Source organism: Leptolyngbya subtilissima AS-A7, from assembly GCF_039962255.1.
In the GTDB taxonomy this organism is placed as follows: domain Bacteria; phylum Cyanobacteriota; class Cyanobacteriia; order Phormidesmidales; family Phormidesmidaceae; genus Nodosilinea.
Genome location: NZ_JAMPKY010000004.1, coordinates 122,789 through 139,457, shown reverse-complemented (window position 1 = coordinate 139,457; position 16,669 = coordinate 122,789). Strand labels below are relative to the sequence as shown.

Annotated in this window: 14 protein-coding genes; 4 read left to right on the top strand and 10 right to left on the bottom strand. The window is 47.6% G+C overall.

What is annotated here, in order from left to right:
• Positions 1-84: 84 nt before the first annotated feature.
• The 10 genes from NC979_RS10145 to NC979_RS10100 form a co-directional block, all read right to left on the bottom strand.
• On the bottom strand, positions 85-753 hold the full coding sequence (locus NC979_RS10145; protein WP_190520298.1) for an NAD(P)H-dependent oxidoreductase: 669 nt from the start codon (positions 751-753) through the stop codon (positions 85-87).
• 159 nt (positions 754-912) lie between these two features.
• A complete protein-coding gene (locus NC979_RS10140; RefSeq protein WP_190520296.1) occupies positions 913-1,494 on the bottom strand; it encodes an ester cyclase in 582 nt (193 codons plus the stop codon).
• A 534-nt stretch (positions 1,495-2,028) separates the two neighbouring features.
• Positions 2,029-2,679, bottom strand: a complete 651-nt coding sequence (locus NC979_RS10130) for a GOLPH3/VPS74 family protein (RefSeq protein WP_190520294.1) — start codon at positions 2,677-2,679, stop codon at positions 2,029-2,031.
• Between the two features lie 316 nt (positions 2,680-2,995).
• Positions 2,996-3,481 (bottom strand): CPBP family intramembrane glutamic endopeptidase, encoded by a 486-nt coding sequence (locus NC979_RS25335; protein WP_431191053.1) that lies wholly within the window; start codon positions 3,479-3,481, stop codon positions 2,996-2,998.
• Positions 3,482-3,562: 81 nt separating this feature from the next.
• The gene (locus tag NC979_RS25330) at positions 3,563-3,934 is read right to left on the bottom strand and encodes a hypothetical protein (RefSeq protein ID WP_242024059.1); all 372 of its coding nucleotides are present in this window, start codon (positions 3,932-3,934) and stop codon (positions 3,563-3,565) included.
• A gap of 79 nt (positions 3,935-4,013) precedes the next feature.
• On the bottom strand, positions 4,014-4,370 hold the full coding sequence (locus tag NC979_RS10120; RefSeq protein ID WP_190520292.1) for an AraC family transcriptional regulator: 357 nt from the start codon (positions 4,368-4,370) through the stop codon (positions 4,014-4,016).
• A 118-nt stretch (positions 4,371-4,488) separates the two neighbouring features.
• Positions 4,489-5,046 carry a DsbA family protein gene (locus NC979_RS10115; protein ID WP_190520291.1) on the bottom strand — a complete coding sequence of 186 codons (558 nt, stop codon included), beginning with the start codon at positions 5,044-5,046 and terminating at the stop codon, positions 4,489-4,491.
• A 217-nt stretch (positions 5,047-5,263) separates the two neighbouring features.
• Positions 5,264-5,893 (bottom strand): response regulator, encoded by a 630-nt coding sequence (locus tag NC979_RS10110; protein WP_190520289.1) that lies wholly within the window; start codon positions 5,891-5,893, stop codon positions 5,264-5,266.
• 12 nt (positions 5,894-5,905) lie between these two features.
• Entirely contained in the window at positions 5,906-13,351 is a 7,446-nt protein-coding gene (locus NC979_RS10105; RefSeq protein ID WP_190520287.1) for a PAS domain S-box protein, read from the bottom strand.
• A gap of 117 nt (positions 13,352-13,468) precedes the next feature.
• The gene (locus tag NC979_RS10100; RefSeq protein ID WP_206755260.1) at positions 13,469-13,708 is read right to left on the bottom strand and encodes a hypothetical protein; all 240 of its coding nucleotides are present in this window, start codon (positions 13,706-13,708) and stop codon (positions 13,469-13,471) included.
• A gap of 545 nt (positions 13,709-14,253) precedes the next feature.
• On the opposite strand from NC979_RS10100, the gene NC979_RS10095 reads away from it, so the two are divergent.
• The 4 genes from NC979_RS10095 to NC979_RS10080 all read left to right on the top strand — a co-directional run bounded on the left by NC979_RS10095 (position 14,254) and on the right by NC979_RS10080 (position 16,590).
• Positions 14,254-14,940 carry a type 1 glutamine amidotransferase domain-containing protein gene (locus NC979_RS10095; RefSeq protein WP_190520282.1) on the top strand — a complete coding sequence of 229 codons (687 nt, stop codon included), beginning with the start codon at positions 14,254-14,256 and terminating at the stop codon, positions 14,938-14,940.
• A 101-nt stretch (positions 14,941-15,041) separates the two neighbouring features.
• The gene (locus tag NC979_RS10090; RefSeq protein ID WP_190520280.1) at positions 15,042-15,656 is read left to right on the top strand and encodes an FMN-dependent NADH-azoreductase; all 615 of its coding nucleotides are present in this window, start codon (positions 15,042-15,044) and stop codon (positions 15,654-15,656) included.
• Positions 15,657-15,720: 64 nt separating this feature from the next.
• Positions 15,721-16,278, top strand: a complete 558-nt coding sequence (locus NC979_RS10085) for a putative antibiotic biosynthesis monooxygenase (RefSeq protein ID WP_242024058.1) — start codon at positions 15,721-15,723, stop codon at positions 16,276-16,278.
• Positions 16,279-16,314: 36 nt separating this feature from the next.
• Entirely contained in the window at positions 16,315-16,590 is a 276-nt protein-coding gene (locus tag NC979_RS10080) for a UBP-type zinc finger domain-containing protein (protein WP_190520276.1), read from the top strand.
• Positions 16,591-16,669: the final 79 nt, after the last annotated feature.

Genomic DNA, 16,669 nt, shown 5'->3' with positions numbered 1-16,669 from the left:
GCAATAAGAAGCGCCTCTACAACCAGGATGAGTACGATCCTGGCTGCGTGCCCCATAAATCCGGTCTCGCCAGTTCCATGCCGATCAATATTGACCTACGGCGATCGGCAACTCACGTTCAATGGTTCGCAATCGTTGCGAAAAATCATTCAAGATACGTTGACGAACTGCATCTGTTTGGCGAACGGGGGCATAAACAATCTGCGGAGCAAGAACGTCAAAACCAACGAATTGCAGCATCCCTCGCTGAATTGGGCGCAGAATAGCATGGATATCACCGTTAAAACCGCCTGCAAGATAGTCCTCTTCTGTGCTACCTGTGGTCAACGAGAGCATCGCTTGCTTACCTCGAAATCTGCCCGTTTCATAAATATGTCCATTACCGTAAACACGACCCATAACAAAGACGCGATCGACCCACCCCTTCAAAATTGCAGGGACACTGAACCACCACAAAGGGAATTGCCAAATCATCAGATCGCACCATTCCAGTTTTTGGATCTCAGCTTCAATTTCTGGAATGAATCCTCCAACTTCAATTGCATACATCTCTTCAAGTTGCTGCTTAAAGTAGTCAGGATCTTTGACAGACGTAAAGTTGCGGCGATCGGATGCAGGGTCAAATTTCATGGTATGAAGATCTGAATATTGAACATCATGCCCAGAGTCTTTGAACGTATCAATTGCTGTCTGAAACATTGCTCCGTTAAAGCTTTTCGACTCTGGGTGTGCAAGAACAATCAAAACTTTCATGTGAGTTACTTCGTTTTCTAAGTTTCTAAACTTTTGCTAGGGCTGGATAATCCAGACAGCCTTTTTCACCACGGGTATAGAACGTGGCTGGGTCAGGCGAGTTGCGATCCTGGTTGCAAAATGGCGGGTTTAGGCATTGATATTTGCTGGCTTCTACACTTAGTCGCGCTCGATTAATGTGTTTGAAGGTAAGTTGGGGTCGATCACCTTACGCGCACTGTCAACGCCCACGACGGGAAGTGTACCCGGATCGAGCAAGCCGACTTGAACCAATACACTTGCCTGATCCCAGTAAATGTGTTGGTAGGCTATTTTGCCGTCACGAAACCGAATAATCGCAACTACTGGCACTTCAACCCGTTTCCCAGTTGGAGCAACGCCGGGTAATATCCATTCCATCCAAACAGTATGAGTGAACTTAGCCACCATTTCATCCACGAGTTGATCGGTCCCGATTGTGCGCGAGATCAGGGTCAGCTCCATGTCCGGCGGCATCTGTGGAATGAGGTATTTGGAATAAAACTCGCGCAGTGCTGGTTTCCCGACTCCCCCAATCATTACCGGGATGTGGTTAACGTAAGCATCTTCAACCATTGTAGCGAGGGCATCTTCAGTACTGTGAGTGCCAAACTCGTACTGTAAATGCTCTTCCCAAAGTACTTGCAAAAACTCTTGGGCTGGTGTCAAATTGGTAGTTGCTTGTAAATTTGCTTGCCCGTCTACAGTTTGCTCTTTGACCATGATTAAATACTCCTGGTTCTATCTATCTAAAGTGTCTTGAGTTCCAATACTTGACTGCTTTAGATTCTTGTGGTGTTAGTGAACTTGTTTCAATGTACGTATAACCATTCAGCGCCTGTTTCGCGAATCAGTTGGGCGGTTTTTTCTCCTTCTGCGTCGCGTCTACCGGAGAACACGACTTTTGCTCCAGCAGCACCGAGCGCGCGCTGCTCCGCAGATACCGCAAGGGTCGCCGTTGCACAACCGATTCCCGATGTGCCACCAGTGACTAACGCCACTCTATCTTGAAGTATCATTGTGCTTCTCCTAGCATTAATTTCGTTGCATTGATCTGAAGCGTACTAAGTTCCAATGCTTGATTTCTTCCAGATTCTTATGGTGAAGAGCAAGTTCGTTTCAGTATCATTCGATTGAACTATCAATGTTTAGAATTTACTTGCTATGTAATGACAACAACACTCCGGACAATTCTGGCAAAAAACTTTTCCTATCAAAAATTGTCCGAACTATTGTTCTATACAACCCTTAAAAATTTCACCCGCCATTGATTGCACCCAAAGTGGTTGCTTGAATGGTTAAAATTGCCTTTGAAACTGCTTGCCCGACCAGTTCCTCTCTTGCGATCGCTTTAATTCGCGATCGCGCTTCAGGACGTTCTTCAGGTCCGAATACCGCATCGCTCAGGTGAGAGGCTTGCATCAAACTAATCAATGCTGCCATCCGAGAATCCAGTCCAATGCCTTCTGACACGGCTGCACGAACTTGCTGGACAATCTCGCGTTGAATGGATTCATCGGTTAGAAAATATCGCTGCGTTGGGAACAGTCCAAGAATGCGTTGCTCTTGTCGTTCTAAAACACCTAAATCAACTAAGTTCTGCAACACAATTGTTTGAATTCCTCTGTATCTTCGTCTCCAACGAGTCACCCAGAACCTTGCAGTTCGAGGACGAGACGATGCTAGAACCTCACTGAGGCGTTGATCTAAGAATTCATTGCTTGTGTTGCTTGAGATCGCACCGATCACACGATTGTCGTTGTTGATCTCAAGTTTGCCTTGCAGTACTAAGTCTAGTAATAAAGAACCGACCAAGCCGTAGTCGAGTGCCGAGTACCAAGAGAAGCGAGTTTTCCCAGTTTGGGGATTGAGTGCAAGCAGGATTAAGTCCTGTGAAAGATATTGCATGATGAATTTCTGATTGAAGTATGCTGCGGTTCCTTCGGAGTTGCGTCTCGGCGCTAATCGCAAATTTGATGCTGAAAGGTGAGGAGCTTAAGCGGCTTCTGTCCATGTGCCTATGCGATCGCCGCATTTGCCTCTTCTAAGACGGTAAAGACGATAAGACCAACAATGCCTTCGGGCAAGCTCGGACGCAGAACTTTGTTGGGTCGAGATGAACATATGGCGGTGCTTCCTGAGTCCTTCGGGTGGTTAGAAGAAACTTTAGACACGATGATCACCCTCTTGGGTCATTTGCTGATAGGTTTGCGAACTGACAAGATCACCCACGATCTTCCCGTGGCTTTGGAAAACGGGTTAGGGTCTTACGCTTGAACACTCCATAGGCGATCGCCAGAAACACGGGTACTACAACCAGTATCGATAGTGCCGTGTAGGTCGCGTGGAACTTGCTGACTGTGAACAGAACCGATGCGTTCACGGCGTTTCCGGCTACGCCCATCAAGAGACTGCCGCCGATGTTGTTCGCGAAGTGTACGCCAATGGCGAGTTCGGTGGTTCCGTCAATCAACGAGACCACGGTCCACACCAGACCCGGAACGAGGAAGTAGTTGAAGAAGACCGTGAGCCAGCCGCCCGTGATCGCCTCTGGGTTGAGGAGATGCGGCAGGGTAAAGATCACGGCTGGCACCAGCGCCAGAAAGACGCGGTTCGTCCAAACAAGGCTCGCGCCCTGCACAATGTAGCCGCGAAAGAAAAGCTCCTCTGTGGTGGTCTGGATCGCGGTCAAGACCAGTGCCAGTGGCACGAAGAGCGCGAACGTCGTCAGGTCGGAGTTAAAGGAAAAGGTATCGGGATAGAAGAAGTACTGTCCCAGCCCAGCGATCAGTCAGAATGGCACGAACCACGCCACAAACCCGTGACCGACACGCCGCCAACTGATCTTCTCTCTCGCTGTGACCAGCGTCCGGGGATGACGCTGGTGAATGAGGGTGACGGCGATCAGGATTCCCGCAAGGAAGAACGGAAAACTCGCCATGACCGCAACGAAGCCCCCTAAGGGACCGAACGCGGCGTAATCCAGCCGACTGAACGCCGCAAGCCCCTCCTGACCGCCGAGCAAGAACGCGATGCGCGGGGTGGCGATGCCGCCGACCACCAGCCCCGCAAAGAGGATGACTACTAATCCCAGAACATACTGCCACCCCCGATGCTTACCCCACCGAGCGGCCTCCACGTAAGTCACATCTTTCACTTCCATTCCGATTCCCTGATGTCCTTGTAATTGCTTTAAACTTCGTCTTTGTCTCTTTGGCTCGTGTGTATGTAGTGCTTGGACGCTAGCGAATCTGTTTTGGGGTCATTCCCGTAATGCGCTTAAATTGTTGTGTCAGATGACTTTGGCTGGAGAAGCCGACTTGTAGAGCAATGTCGGAGATCGCAAAATCCGTCTTCTTCAACATTACTTTTGCTCGTTCCACGCGCTGTTTAATCACGTACTGATGGGGCGAAATTCCCGTTGTTTGCTTAAACAAACTCGCAAAATAGGTCGAACTAACGTTGATCACTTCTGCAAGTTCAGCCAGTGATAATTCTCGATCGAGGTGAGTCTGAATATAGTCAAGTACTTGCTGCAATCGGGTATGTGTTAAGCCTTTGTAATTGGCTTCAACGGTTGGCGTTGTAGTTGTCAGCATGGTTCAAAAAATGGCAAATTATTCAACAAATCAGGCAAAAACTAGCGATCGCGCATTCGATCGCTGACTAGCACTAACCAACAAGTCAGATATGAATTGAGAACAAAGATTGGTGAGCTTAATGACTTGCAGCAATCACGGCTGCCATCAACTCCGTCGTGTTCCAGTGCCCGAGATACCGACTTCCATTGATAAACAGGGCTGGGGCAGTCGTTACTCCGCTCTGTATTCCGCCTTTGATGTCTTCATTGATGCGATCGACATGCTCTTGTTTAGACAACTCTTTGAGAAATTGAGGCATGTCAAGCCCCAAATCATTGGCGTACTCGATAAGATAACCATTCTCCAACCTTTGTTGATGGTCAAATAAACTATCGCTCATTAACCAAAACTTTCCTTGGGCGGCGGCGGCAACGGCTGCTTGGGCCGCCCGTTGAGCATGGGGATGAATCTGTGTTTGCGGAAAATGACGGAGGATGAAGCATAAATAATCCTCTCCCAAAGAAGAACTAAACTCTCGTTTGATCCCTTTAATCAGCTTGTAAACGTCCGCACTTCTAGGACATTGATAGTCTCCGTACATCACCAGCACGACCTTGGCACCCAAAATACCTTGAATCCAATCTTGAGTTGAAGGTGGTACAAGTAAAGAACTGTGGCTACGATCGTCGCTCATTTTTTACATTTGTATCAAGCATAGAACCGTGCAATTTACTTGCTCGATCCAATTGCATGACTGTTTGCATAAATTCAATATAGGGGGTCGTCTTCAAGCTGTCGCCTACAGCAAGTTAAGTTTTTTGCAGTGCAAATTGATAGATTAACCATGCCATCGCAGAGTAGAAGGCTGGCTCTAACTTAAGTTAGAATCCGAACTTGAACGAAAGTACATCCTACAAACTGACAATACCGCGCTTAACGGCAACAATCACAGCTTGGGTGCGATCGCTAACATCTAGCTTATTCAAAATCCGATTGACGTGGGATTTGACAGTACCTTCACCGATGCTCAAAGCAGCCGCAATATCGGCGTTACTCATACCCTGTGCCAGTGAGCGGAGTACTTCTAGTTCTCTTTCACTTAGTTCTGGATTGCTGAGGCGCTGTACCAACTTTGCGCCCACATCGGGCGGAATATACTTCTGACCCCGATGAACGGTACGAATGGCATTTAGAAGCTCGGCAGGTTCAGTTTCTTTCAACAGGTATCCTTTTGCGCCTGCCTGCAATCCCCGGTAAATATCTTCGTCACTGTCATATGTGGTTAGTACAATAATCCGAGCCGATTTAGCAGCAGCACAAATTGCACCGATGGCGGCAACTCCTTCCACTTCCGGCATTCGCAGATCCATCAGCGTGATATCCGGTTGGTGTTCCCCAAATAGAGCGATCGCCTGTTCCCCATTTTCAGCTTGAGCAATTACCTGCATATCCGGGTCATGGTTGATAATCGTGGCTAATCCTTGCCGAAAAATGGCGTGATCGTCCGCAATCAAAACCCGAATGGTCGTGGCTTGGCTCATCGTGATGCTCACTCAAGGGTTGACGGTGACAATAATCTCTGTTCCCTGTCCAGGTTGACTCCTAATCGTCAGTTGTGCGCCGATGCGCTCTGCCCGTTCGCTCATGCCGAGTAAGCCAAAACCCTCAGAGGCTGGAATATTCCCGACCCCAAAACCCTGCCCATTGTCTTGCACGCGCAAGCAAACCTGATCGCGATCGTAGACTAGCTCCACTCGAATTTCGTCAGCATTGGCATGTTTAATCGCATTGGTTAATGCTTCCTGCCCCATCCGTAGTAAGTTATTCTCGACTTCAGTCGGTAGAGAATACACTGTACCTTCAATCTCATAATACAAAGTGGTATTCATTGCGGCAGTTCTGATTTGAGCGACAAGACGATGTAGAGCACTCTGTAAACTGCCCTCCTCCAAAAGCTGAGGACGGAGCGCCACGACCGATCGCCTCGCTTCAGCCAGTCCAGTTCGCGCCAATTCTTTGATCAGGTCTAGATGCGCCTGAGTTGCTTCTACATCATCCGTTAGCACCTGTTTTGCCGCTCCTACCTGAGCCAGAATGCCTGTAAACGACTGAGCGAGTGTGTCGTGAATCTCGCGTGCCATGCGGTTGCGTTCTTCCAAAATTGAGGCTGCTTCTGCTTGCTTTTGCAGCGTAATGTCTCGCGCCAGCCAAATCACCTGTTCGTGCGGAAGCGGGGCAATGCGAGCCGAAAACCAAACTTTTCGTCCAGCCATCCACTGGCATTCAGTGTATTCAACGGTGAGTACTTGTTGGGTTTTCACCACCTGCTGAATATAATTCAGGAATTCATCAGCTTGTTCCTTGGCATAGAGTTGATGCAGTGTTTTACCAATATATTCCTTTATATACTCCTCTCCATAGGATGGATTTCCTGGGATTGCGTCGATCACTTGCCCTTCAGCATTGTAAACACACAGCGGATCGGGAATGGCTGAGAAGAGCGCTCGCAGTTCTGCTTCAGAGGCTTGCAGCGCGGCTTCTGCCCGTTTGTAATCGTCGATATCCGTATAAACTCCCAACGATCGGATGGGTTCACCGGATTCATTCCAGGCAACAATTTTGCCGACAGAAAGAATCCATTTCCACTGACCATCCCGGGTACGCAGGCGATACTCTGCTCGATAGCTGGGGACTTCTCCAGTATTAAAAGCATTGCAAATTGCAACCATTGATTCTCTGTCATCAGGATGCAAACTCTCAATCCACCTAGATTTGGTCTCGTGAAATATTGCCGGATCGTAGCCCAGCATTAAAGCGTATTCTGGGTTAACCACGATTTCTTCAGTTTTGATATTGTGATCAAAGAGTCCTTGATTTGAAGCGGTTAATGCTAAGCGTAGTCGTTCTTCACTCATTTGTAGAGCGACTTCTGCTTGTTTGCGATCGCTAATATCCGCAACCACCCCTTCGACGTATCCATCGGATGCATTTAGATAAGAAGAGGTAAGTCCCCAGAACAGTGTCCCATCTCGTTTTCGCATCTGGACTTCATAGCTTCGCATTTCCCCATCCCGCTTCATCACCTCAATGGCGTGTTGGCGATCGTTGGGATTTACAAAATAGTCAATGCTGTGTTCTAGCCCAATGATCTCCTCTGGTGAATCAAAGCCCAACAGGTTAGCAAGGCATCGATTGGCATTGAGAATTAATCCATCCGAGAGGCGGGTTCGGTAGATGCCAACCTGCGAGTTTTCAAAGATATTGCGGAACTTGGCCTCACTGCGTTGTAATGCCTCTTCTGCTTGTTTGCGCTGGGTGGTGTCACTGCCCACCGATAAGATTTCAACGACATCTCCCTGGTCATTGAAGATGGCTTGATTCGACCAGGACATCCAAACTCGCCGTCCGTCTCGACACAGGTTTTCACTCTCGCCTTGCGGGTACGATTGAGGATTATGAAGTAAATCGTGGACCATGGGTCTCACATCGCGTCCAGAGAGTTCGGCTTCTGGAATGATGGTTTCAAATAAGGTTCGCCCTACAATCTCATGTTCTTCATAACCTAGAAGTTTCACCCCATAATCGTTGATGTATCGAATTCGTCCTTGCGTGTCATAGCAAATGATGACGGAATTCGCAGTTTGTAACAGGTTGGAGTAGTTCGCTTCACTTTGCCGTAATGCGGCTTCTGCTTGTTTGCGGTCGCTAATATCTACAACCACCCCTTCGATGTATCCATCGGCTGCATTCAGATAAGAAGAGAAAAGTACCCAAAACAATGTCTCATCTCGTTTCCGCACCTGGGCTTCAAAGTTTCGCACTTCCCCATCCCGCTTCAGCATCTCAAGGAATTGTTGGCGATCGCTGGGATTGACATAGTAGCCTGCGGTGTGTTCAATCCCAATGATCTCCTCTGGTGAGTCAAAGCCATACAGATTGGCAAAGCGTTGATTGGCATCGAGAATTAATCCATCCGAGAGGCGGGTTCGGTAGATGCCAACCTGCGAGTTTTCAAAGATAGTTCGGAACTTAGCTTCACTGCGTTGTAACGCAGCAGTTCGTTCTGCGATCTGTTGCTCTAAAGTGCAGTTGTAGTCGGCTAGGAGTTTCTCGGTTTGTTTGCGCTCTGTAATGTCCTGAAAGGTAGCGATCGCATGAGTGATATTGCCCTGTTGATCAAAAACTGGTGTTCCCCGTGCCTCAAGTAGAATTGTGACATGATCTCGACGAATTTCTATATCTTCAGTCCTGATGCGTTCGCCTCTTAATGCCCGCACATTAGGCAGGCTCTCCGGTGGATAGATTTGATCCGTCCCCGCTACATAAAGCTGATAAGCCTCTGAGAGTTGCTCCGGTGCTATAGAAGTATCAGTTTCTTTGCCCAAGAGTTGATTGCTGCATTGGTTGGCATAGTAAGGGCAACCCGTTGCATCCACGATCGCAATTCCCACCGGAATCGCTTCAAGGAACTGGGTGATCTTGCTTTCCTTAGCCTGCAGTTCTGAGTAAAGGTTGGCATTTTCGATAGCGATCGCGGCTTGAGTCGATAATAGCTGCAAGACCTGCGATCGCTCTGGTGTAAATACTCCAGTTGCTAACCGATTTTCTAAATACAATACACCGACCAGCTTGGCTTGATTCAGCAGGGGCAAACAGAAAACAGATTGAGGCTGGTTCTGTTGAATGTATGGCTCATTAATAAAAGCACCTTCACGAGTCGCATCGTTTAAGGTGACAGGCTTTAGAGTCCGAATCACATATTGAATGATTGATTCTGGCAATTGATCGGCAATTGGAATAGACTGTAACACCTGAGTCGCACAAGCACTTTCATCGGTACTGAGTTCACAAGCCGCTTCAATCGACCATTCTCCTGAATTTTCTAAAATCAGATATCCGGTTTGTGCGCCAGCATTCTCAATTAAAGTTTGCATCAGTGATCGCAGCAGTTGCTTCAGTTCAATTTCACGAGAAATCGCCTGTGAAGCTTTCATCACTGCTGCCAAATCAAAAGCAGTATGCGAGGGATTAGTGATAGTTTCAGCGATAATAGGAATTGATGTGGAAGCGGCTTTAGGCGACTGACAAAAGAACTGTGGATAGCGGTTTTCTAAGTCTTTAACTTTAGCGGCTGCGCCCCAGCGATCGTAGCAATAGTGCGCTTCTTTCATGTAGGTCTGAGCAAACTTTTCCCGACCTCGCGCTAGATAATGTTTTGCCGCTAATTCATAAGCTAATGCTTCTTCTTGGATATACTCATTTTCAGCAGCACCTGCGATCGCTCGTTCATAAAGTTCCTCGGCCTCAAAAAATTGTCCTGAGACTCGCGCTTTTTCTGCTTCGACTAAATAAAATTTATGTAAATAATTCATTGGGGCATGACTCGCCCACTTTTGCATCTTTTCTTGGTTGGAGCTAACACAACTTAGCCAAGCTGTTTTTTCAGAGTTTGAAACATCAGGCGATAGGCTCAAAAGCGCCAGAGAATGATAGAAACAGAATATAGGTAGAACTGTTATTGCTGTCACATCTTCAAAATGTTGCCTTGCCAAAATAGCAATCTGTTCAGCTTGATGGTGTTCTCCAAATAGATAACACAACATGATTTTGTGCAAATAGAGCATTTGGATTGCAGTTCCATCTTTAACTGCAATAGCGTGTGATAACGCCTGTTCTTCATTACACACCCGACCAACCAAGCGACTGGGATTCTCAGTCCTATCTTGCAAATTAAGGATAGTCTGCCACACTATTGCAATCCAAGCCGAGGGACTTTCTCGTCTAATTTGGTCAACCGCTTTGCTGTAGGCTGCTGTTTTTTGTTCCAGTTGGGTGAGTTCTTCTCCAGCAAAAAACGAGTAATAGCACACGCAATATGCAGCATAACCAGCAGCTTCAAAGTCTCCAGTTTTCACTCCATCCTGATAGGCATCAGCCAGCATGGGTATTGTGTTCCTAAGATGCAACTTCCAGTGCATGATATGGACATTTGAAAACATTAAGGTTCTAGCATTTCCTCTGGTATTCAGTCGTTCTGCCAAACTGAGAGCCAATTTGCCGAACTCATAACCGAATTCAATGTCTTGAACAACTCCACATAGAATAAACCCGTAGCCAGCATAAAACAGTGATGACCAGACAGCATTCCCGTAGTTGATTGATAAATTTACCGTTTTGCAAGTAATCAGCATGAATAGTGCTGGTGACCTGATAAATGCAGCAGACCTCATACTCGCCAGAATTGACATAGCTGCCAGCGGTTCTAGTGCAGTCATCTCTGGTAAATTAATCAAGTCTTCGATTTCTCGTTGAGCAAGTAGTGCAGCCGTTGACCCCAATTCCTTTTGAATATCTGCCTGACTTGGATTTTCTATTAAATCTATTCCCAAGAGCTTTAACGCTTCCAATCCAGTTTTTAGTGTTTCTTTTAGGTTACCCTGTGACAAATATCCTTGAATTCTGCTATCGTAAACCTGCACTTTGTCAAGTACTGTCTTAGCGCGATCAAGTACCACTTCTACCAACTGTTCCATCTCATCAAAGCGACCCTGGAGATATGCCGCTTCTGCTGCTTCTGAGTACAGCGCTAAGGTGAGGTCATACTCACTCTGCCAACCCTCTGAATTGAGGAGTTTAAGCCCTATAGTGAAATACTTAAAAGCTGCTTCATAAGCCGTTGCTGTTTTTGCTTTCTGACCTGCCATTAAATTCAATTTGGCAATTTCAGTTCGTTCTGATCGAGCAGTGACTAGCTCAAGTCCTTGATTAAGATGATCGATGATTTCAAACAACCGATCGGGTCGTTGCTCTGGTGAAGTTTTTTCGAGCAAATTGCCACCGATTTGGAGATGAACTACTTGTTTCTGCGATTCATCAATCAAAGCATAAGCCGCTTGCTGAACGCGATCGTGCGAAAACTCATACTCTTGAACTAACAAATCTTCGTCCAGGTCAGACAGCGGTTGAATTAAGCCCGCTTGTATTGCTGCTAGTAGATCCTGAAAAATTGCTTTCGGTGATTTTTCGCAAACGATCGCCAACGTTTCTAAATCAAACTCAGACCCAACACAAGCCGCGATGCAAAGAGCTTGCTGTGTTGCTTTCGGCAATTTCTGCAACTGACGCAGCAGCAACTCCACCACATTATCCGTGATATTTTGAGCTTCAATCTCAGCTAGGTTCCACTGCCAGCTCAACTGTTGGGCATCAAAGGTCAACAGGTTTTCGCTATGCAGCAGCTTCAAAAATTCACCAACAAAGAAAGGGTTGCCCTCGGTTTTACGCAACACGACTTGGGTTAAGGAACGAACGGTATCAGGATTACAATGTAATGTCTCAGCCACCAGTTGACTCAACGGTTCCAGCGTTAAGGGAGCCAGGATGATTTCCTGAAGTACTGCTCCCTGGTTTCCCAGGCTCTCTAGCGTTAAGACCAACGGATGCGTTGGAGTCAGTTCGTTATCTCGGTAGGCTCCGAGCAAAAACAGATACTGGATTTGCTCATCAAGTAAGATGAGTTCGATTAACTTCAAAGTCGCAGAATCGATCCACTGTAGATCGTCTAAAAAAATCACTAGGGGATGCTCTTTGGCACAAAACGCCCGCACAAATCTTTGAAACGTGACATTGAAGCGGTTCTGTGCCTCAGTTGCTCCAACTTTGGGTATAGGCGACTGCTTGCCAATGATTAACTCAATCTCGGGGATGACATCAATGATGATTTGTCCGTTGTTGCCCAGAGCAGTCAGCAGGCGCGATCGCCACACTTCCACCTGCTCATCTGGTTCGCTCAAGAGTTGCTGCACTAACTTTTGCAGGGCATTCACAATAGCGCTGTAGGGAATGTTGCGCCCAAATTGGTCAAATTTACCAGAGATAAAATAGCCTTGGTTTGCTGTGACCGGTTTATGGAGTTCCTGCACCAATGCCGTTTTGCCGATGCCAGCATAACCGGAGACCAGCATCATTTCACGATGCGGTAGTAGGGTAATGTCTTCTTCTCCCCCACTTCTCCATTTCCCTACTCCCTCATTTCCTGCCACCCTGTCGAACGCCGCCAATAATGCTGCAATCTTCGCTTCTCGCCCATACAGTTTTTGAGGAATGAAGAACTGCTCGGAAACATCTTGCAGACCCAATGGCATAGGTTCAATTAAACCCACTTCTGTCAGTTGATGGGCACAGCGTTCTAAATCTGCTTTGATGCCCCAAGCACTTTGATAGCGATCTTCCGCATTCTTTGCCATCAGTTTCAAAATAAGATCTGAAACAGGTTGGGGAATTGTTGCGTTCAATTCATGCGGAGGAGTCAGCGGTCTGGCAATGTGGCTGTGGACTAGCTCTAGGAGATCTTTAGTGGGAAACGGTAATTGTCTCGTCAACAGTTCGTAGAAGGTTGCACCCAGTGAATAAAAGTCGGTGCGATAGTCGAGCATCCGGTTCATTCGTCCGGTTTGCTCTGGCGAAAAATAGGCGGGGGTTCCTTCTAGAAGATGGAGACTTTTGAATGTGGGATTGGTGCGACTGAAGCGAGTGGCAATGCCAAAATCAATGATTTTGACAACGCCAGTCCTCGGATTAAAGACAATGTTGCCAGGATTAATATCTTTATGGATGACCTGAGCCGCATGAATTTTGCCTAGAGTATCAGTAATGGCGATCGCCATATTCAAAAAAACCGGCAGCGGCATGGGAGAGAAGTCTAATTGTTGCCGCATCCAGCATTCTAAAGACTCTCCACCAAAGTCTTCCAAAAGAATCACCAGCGTGCGCTGGTAGTCTTGCTGGCTGTATGCCTTGACTACGCCTTCAACATTGAGAAATCGAGTAATTTGATACTCCTGCCGATAGCGAGTTAAATCCTGAGAAGAGGGATAATCCTGCTTGAGAACTTTGGCAATCACTGCACAGTTATCTTGCTCTCTGATGCCCCGATACACCAAAGAAGCTAAGCTCTCATAAATTTTGCTGTGGATAGTAATTCCAGGCAGGGTAATCATTGAATACTTCCCCGGTGAAGGACTGTCATCCGTTTCCCAAAGTATATCGCTTGCCAAACTCCAGAATATAAAGCTCCTTGTGTAGAGCCTTTATATCCTGACCTCTAATTGCTCAACTCAATAGCCAATCAGACTGGTGTAAGGCAAGGGCATAGGAAATAGCCTGGAAGGTAGAGATACATTCAAGATCTCCCACAGACTGCCTTGGAATCGAGAGTCGTATTGCTCAAGCGTTGAGGCAGTCAGGGTCTGTCGTCGGTTCACGGCAATAGCTCGTATTGATAGCTGCTTCATCCGGGAGGCAAACAGGTCATCGCCCGCATCAATGGTGTGGGACATCGCTACCGGATTTTGCATTCAGACATTGATGGTCGATCGGTTGTCTGAGTGTACTTTCGATCAAATTCGGACTCTAACTTAAGTTAGAGCCAGCCTTCTACTCTGCGATGGCATGGTTACTCTATCGATTTGCACTGTAAAAAATTTAACTTGTTGTAGGCGACAGCTTGAAGGCAACCCCCTATATTGAATTTGTGCAAACAGTCATGCAAATAGATCGAGCGAGTAAATTGCACGGTTCCATGCTTGAAGGCATGAATATTCAAGGTGCAACTGGGCGAATGCTCATTGGGCACGTGACACGAAAATTTTAACTCTGTGCTTAACTTGCGGAGCTTAAGTGATGAAATTTGGCGTTGTCTTGCAGCCTCAGTTCATGGCGCGATCGCTTACGTCATCAACCCTTGAGGGTACACAGACGTTTCACTTAAAAGCACAAGCAGAGATGTTTAGCTTTTGATTTCATTCTGCAATTGGCCCTAGTCGAGCTGATCTGCGGTTAGAGACTAAGCCCCATCGCCGTCTTGACCACAACTTGCAATTCATTTAACTAAGGAATAACCATGAAAATTTTGATGATTTTGACCTCCCACGACCGGTTAGGAGACACCGGCAAAAAAACTGGCTTCTGGCTAGAAGAATTCGCGGCCCCTTACTACGTGTTCAAAGATGCTGGAGCCGACATTACCCTAGCCTCACCCCAGGGCGGGCAACCCCCGCTAGACCCCAAAAGCGATGCTCCTGACGCCCAAACTGAGGCCACCGCTCGCTTTAGCCAAGACCCCGACGCCCAAAAAGCTCTAGCTAACACCGCTGTGCTGGCTACGCTGTCAGCCGCCGACTACGCCGCCGTGTTTTACCCCGGTGGCCACGGCCCACTGTGGGATCTCGCCGACGACACCCACTCCATTGCCTTGATCGAAGCCTTTTATAAAGCGAATAAGCTTGTAGCCGCGGTGTGCCACGTCCCTGGAGTGCTGCGCCACGCCAAAGCACCCGATGGCGCACCCTTGGTGCAAAACAAAGGGGTAACTGGCTTTACCGACAGCGAGGAAGCCGCTGTGGGTCTGACCGATGTGGTGCCTTTTCTGGTAGAAGACATGCTAAAGCAGAACGGCGGCAACTACTCTAAAGCCGAGAATTGGCAGATCCACGTGGTGCATGACGGCCTCCTGATCACCGGGCAAAATCCGGCCTCTTCCGAGACGGCGGCCCAAGCCGTGCTACAAGCGCTGAGCGTCGCTCGGTGAACGAGTTTGGGTGAGTTCGACCACGGCCTGCACCAGTTTTTCGAGATCGAGGGGTTTGCTGAGGCCGCTGCATTCTTCATTCACAATCTGAGATTTATTCTATGACCCACATTCTCCATTTAGATGCGAGTCCGCGTGGCGATCGCTCCATCTCCCGCACACTTTCCAAAGAGTTCATTAACCAGTGGAAAACGGCTCATCCTGACGACACCGTAACCTACCGGGATATTGGGCATTACCCCGTTCCTTTTGTGAGCGAAGACTGGATCGCTGCTGCGTTTACTCCATCCGATCAACATACACCTGAGTTAGCCGCTGCAATTCAGATTTCCGACGAATTGATCGACGAGTTTTTATCAGCCGATCGCTACGTTTTCAGTATCCCCATGTATAACTTCAGCATTCCTGCCAACTTCAAAGCTTATCTTGACCAGATTGTGCGAGCGGGACGTACATTCTCCGTTGATGAAGCAGGTTACAAGGGACTGGTTCACAAGAAGATGACGATCATTATGGCGCAGGGAGGAGCCTACCCCGAAGGTAGCCCTACTCACTCCTATGATCTACAAACACCCTACTTGCGACTCATTTTTGGGTTTATTGGTATCACGGATATTGAGTTCGTCTATGCCGATAGCCTTAATCTTGGGGATGAAGCTCGGAATCTGGCGATCGCTAATGCCCAATCTGCTTTAAGAGCAGCGATTTCACACTAGCACTTATCGCGTTCCTTGCAACCAAGTTTTTCTGAGGTCATCTCTCATGCTAGAGCCAGGGGTAGTGGGTACAGATGCAGAAACTCACCAGGTAACCGCGATCATCTCTCACCTTGTCCGACCAGGGCGTGAACAGGGGTATGAGGAATGGTTGCACGGAATTGCGATGGCTGCCCACCAATTTAAGGGACATTCAGGGGTGAGTGTGATCCGTCCCGCTGATCACGCTCATCCTGAATATGTGGCAATCGTCAAATTTGATCATTACGACAACCTCAAAACTTGGCTGGAATCCAGCGTGCGGCAAGAATGGTTGGAGCGGTTACAGCCCTTGATTGAAAAGCCTGAAACCATTCAAACTCTGACAGGTCTAGAAACCTGGTTTACGCTTCCCAACAAATCCATAAAGGCTCCACCTCCGCGCTACAAAATGGCGATCGTGACTTGGCTGGCGGTGTTTTTCACGATATCGATTTTCAATCATTTGCTAGTACCGCTCCTGGTAGAGCTTCCGGTATTGCTCAGAACGTTGTTGGTCACAGGTCTAACGGTTGCCCTGCTCACCTACGTGATTATGCCTCGTCTCACCCAGCTCTTTCGCAAATGGCTGTATCTCATTTGATTACGTGCATACCTTTCACATTCACAGGAATCCTCTATGTCTTGTCAACACCTCAACGAACTGACGCTAGAGACTATGATTTCAAAAGCCAATTATCCGGTATTCCGCTGTGAGGAATGCCTGCGCGTTGGCGATCGCTGGGTTCACCTGAGAATTTGTCAAACCTGCGGCAAAATGCTGTGCTGCGACTCGTCTAAAAATCAACACGCTCGCCGCCATTACGAAGAAAGCGGACATGTGGTGATTAGTTCAGCAGAGTTGGGAGAACAATGGCTGTGGTGTTTTGCCGATGAACAACAGAAGAACTATTGATCACGCGCCCCTTTTCTACCCGCGAGGAAACCATGATCTCAAATCAACCTGCCCCAAGTAAAATACTTGAAACGACTGG

What these genes read in the sequence shown, in the direction of transcription:
- NC979_RS10145 (WP_190520298.1), bottom strand. Translation starts at nt 753, where the DNA reads ATGAAAGTTTTGATTGTTCTTGCACACCCAGAGTCGAAAAGCTTTAAC.
- NC979_RS10140 (WP_190520296.1), bottom strand. Translation starts at nt 1,494, where the DNA reads ATGGTCAAAGAGCAAACTGTAGACGGGCAAGCAAATTTACAAGCAACT.
- NC979_RS10130 (WP_190520294.1), bottom strand. Translation starts at nt 2,679, where the DNA reads ATGCAATATCTTTCACAGGACTTAATCCTGCTTGCACTCAATCCCCAA.
- NC979_RS25330 (WP_242024059.1), bottom strand. Translation starts at nt 3,934, where the DNA reads ATGGAAGTGAAAGATGTGACTTACGTGGAGGCCGCTCGGTGGGGTAAG.
- NC979_RS10120 (WP_190520292.1), bottom strand. Translation starts at nt 4,370, where the DNA reads ATGCTGACAACTACAACGCCAACCGTTGAAGCCAATTACAAAGGCTTA.
- NC979_RS10115 (WP_190520291.1), bottom strand. Translation starts at nt 5,046, where the DNA reads ATGAGCGACGATCGTAGCCACAGTTCTTTACTTGTACCACCTTCAACT.
- NC979_RS10110 (WP_190520289.1), bottom strand. Translation starts at nt 5,893, where the DNA reads ATGAGCCAAGCCACGACCATTCGGGTTTTGATTGCGGACGATCACGCC.
- NC979_RS10105 (WP_190520287.1), bottom strand. Translation starts at nt 13,351, where the DNA reads ATGATTACCCTGCCTGGAATTACTATCCACAGCAAAATTTATGAGAGC.
- NC979_RS10100 (WP_206755260.1), bottom strand. Translation starts at nt 13,708, where the DNA reads ATGCAAAATCCGGTAGCGATGTCCCACACCATTGATGCGGGCGATGAC.
- NC979_RS10095 (WP_190520282.1), top strand. Translation starts at nt 14,254, where the DNA reads ATGAAAATTTTGATGATTTTGACCTCCCACGACCGGTTAGGAGACACC.
- NC979_RS10090 (WP_190520280.1), top strand. Translation starts at nt 15,042, where the DNA reads ATGACCCACATTCTCCATTTAGATGCGAGTCCGCGTGGCGATCGCTCC.
- NC979_RS10080 (WP_190520276.1), top strand. Translation starts at nt 16,315, where the DNA reads ATGTCTTGTCAACACCTCAACGAACTGACGCTAGAGACTATGATTTCA.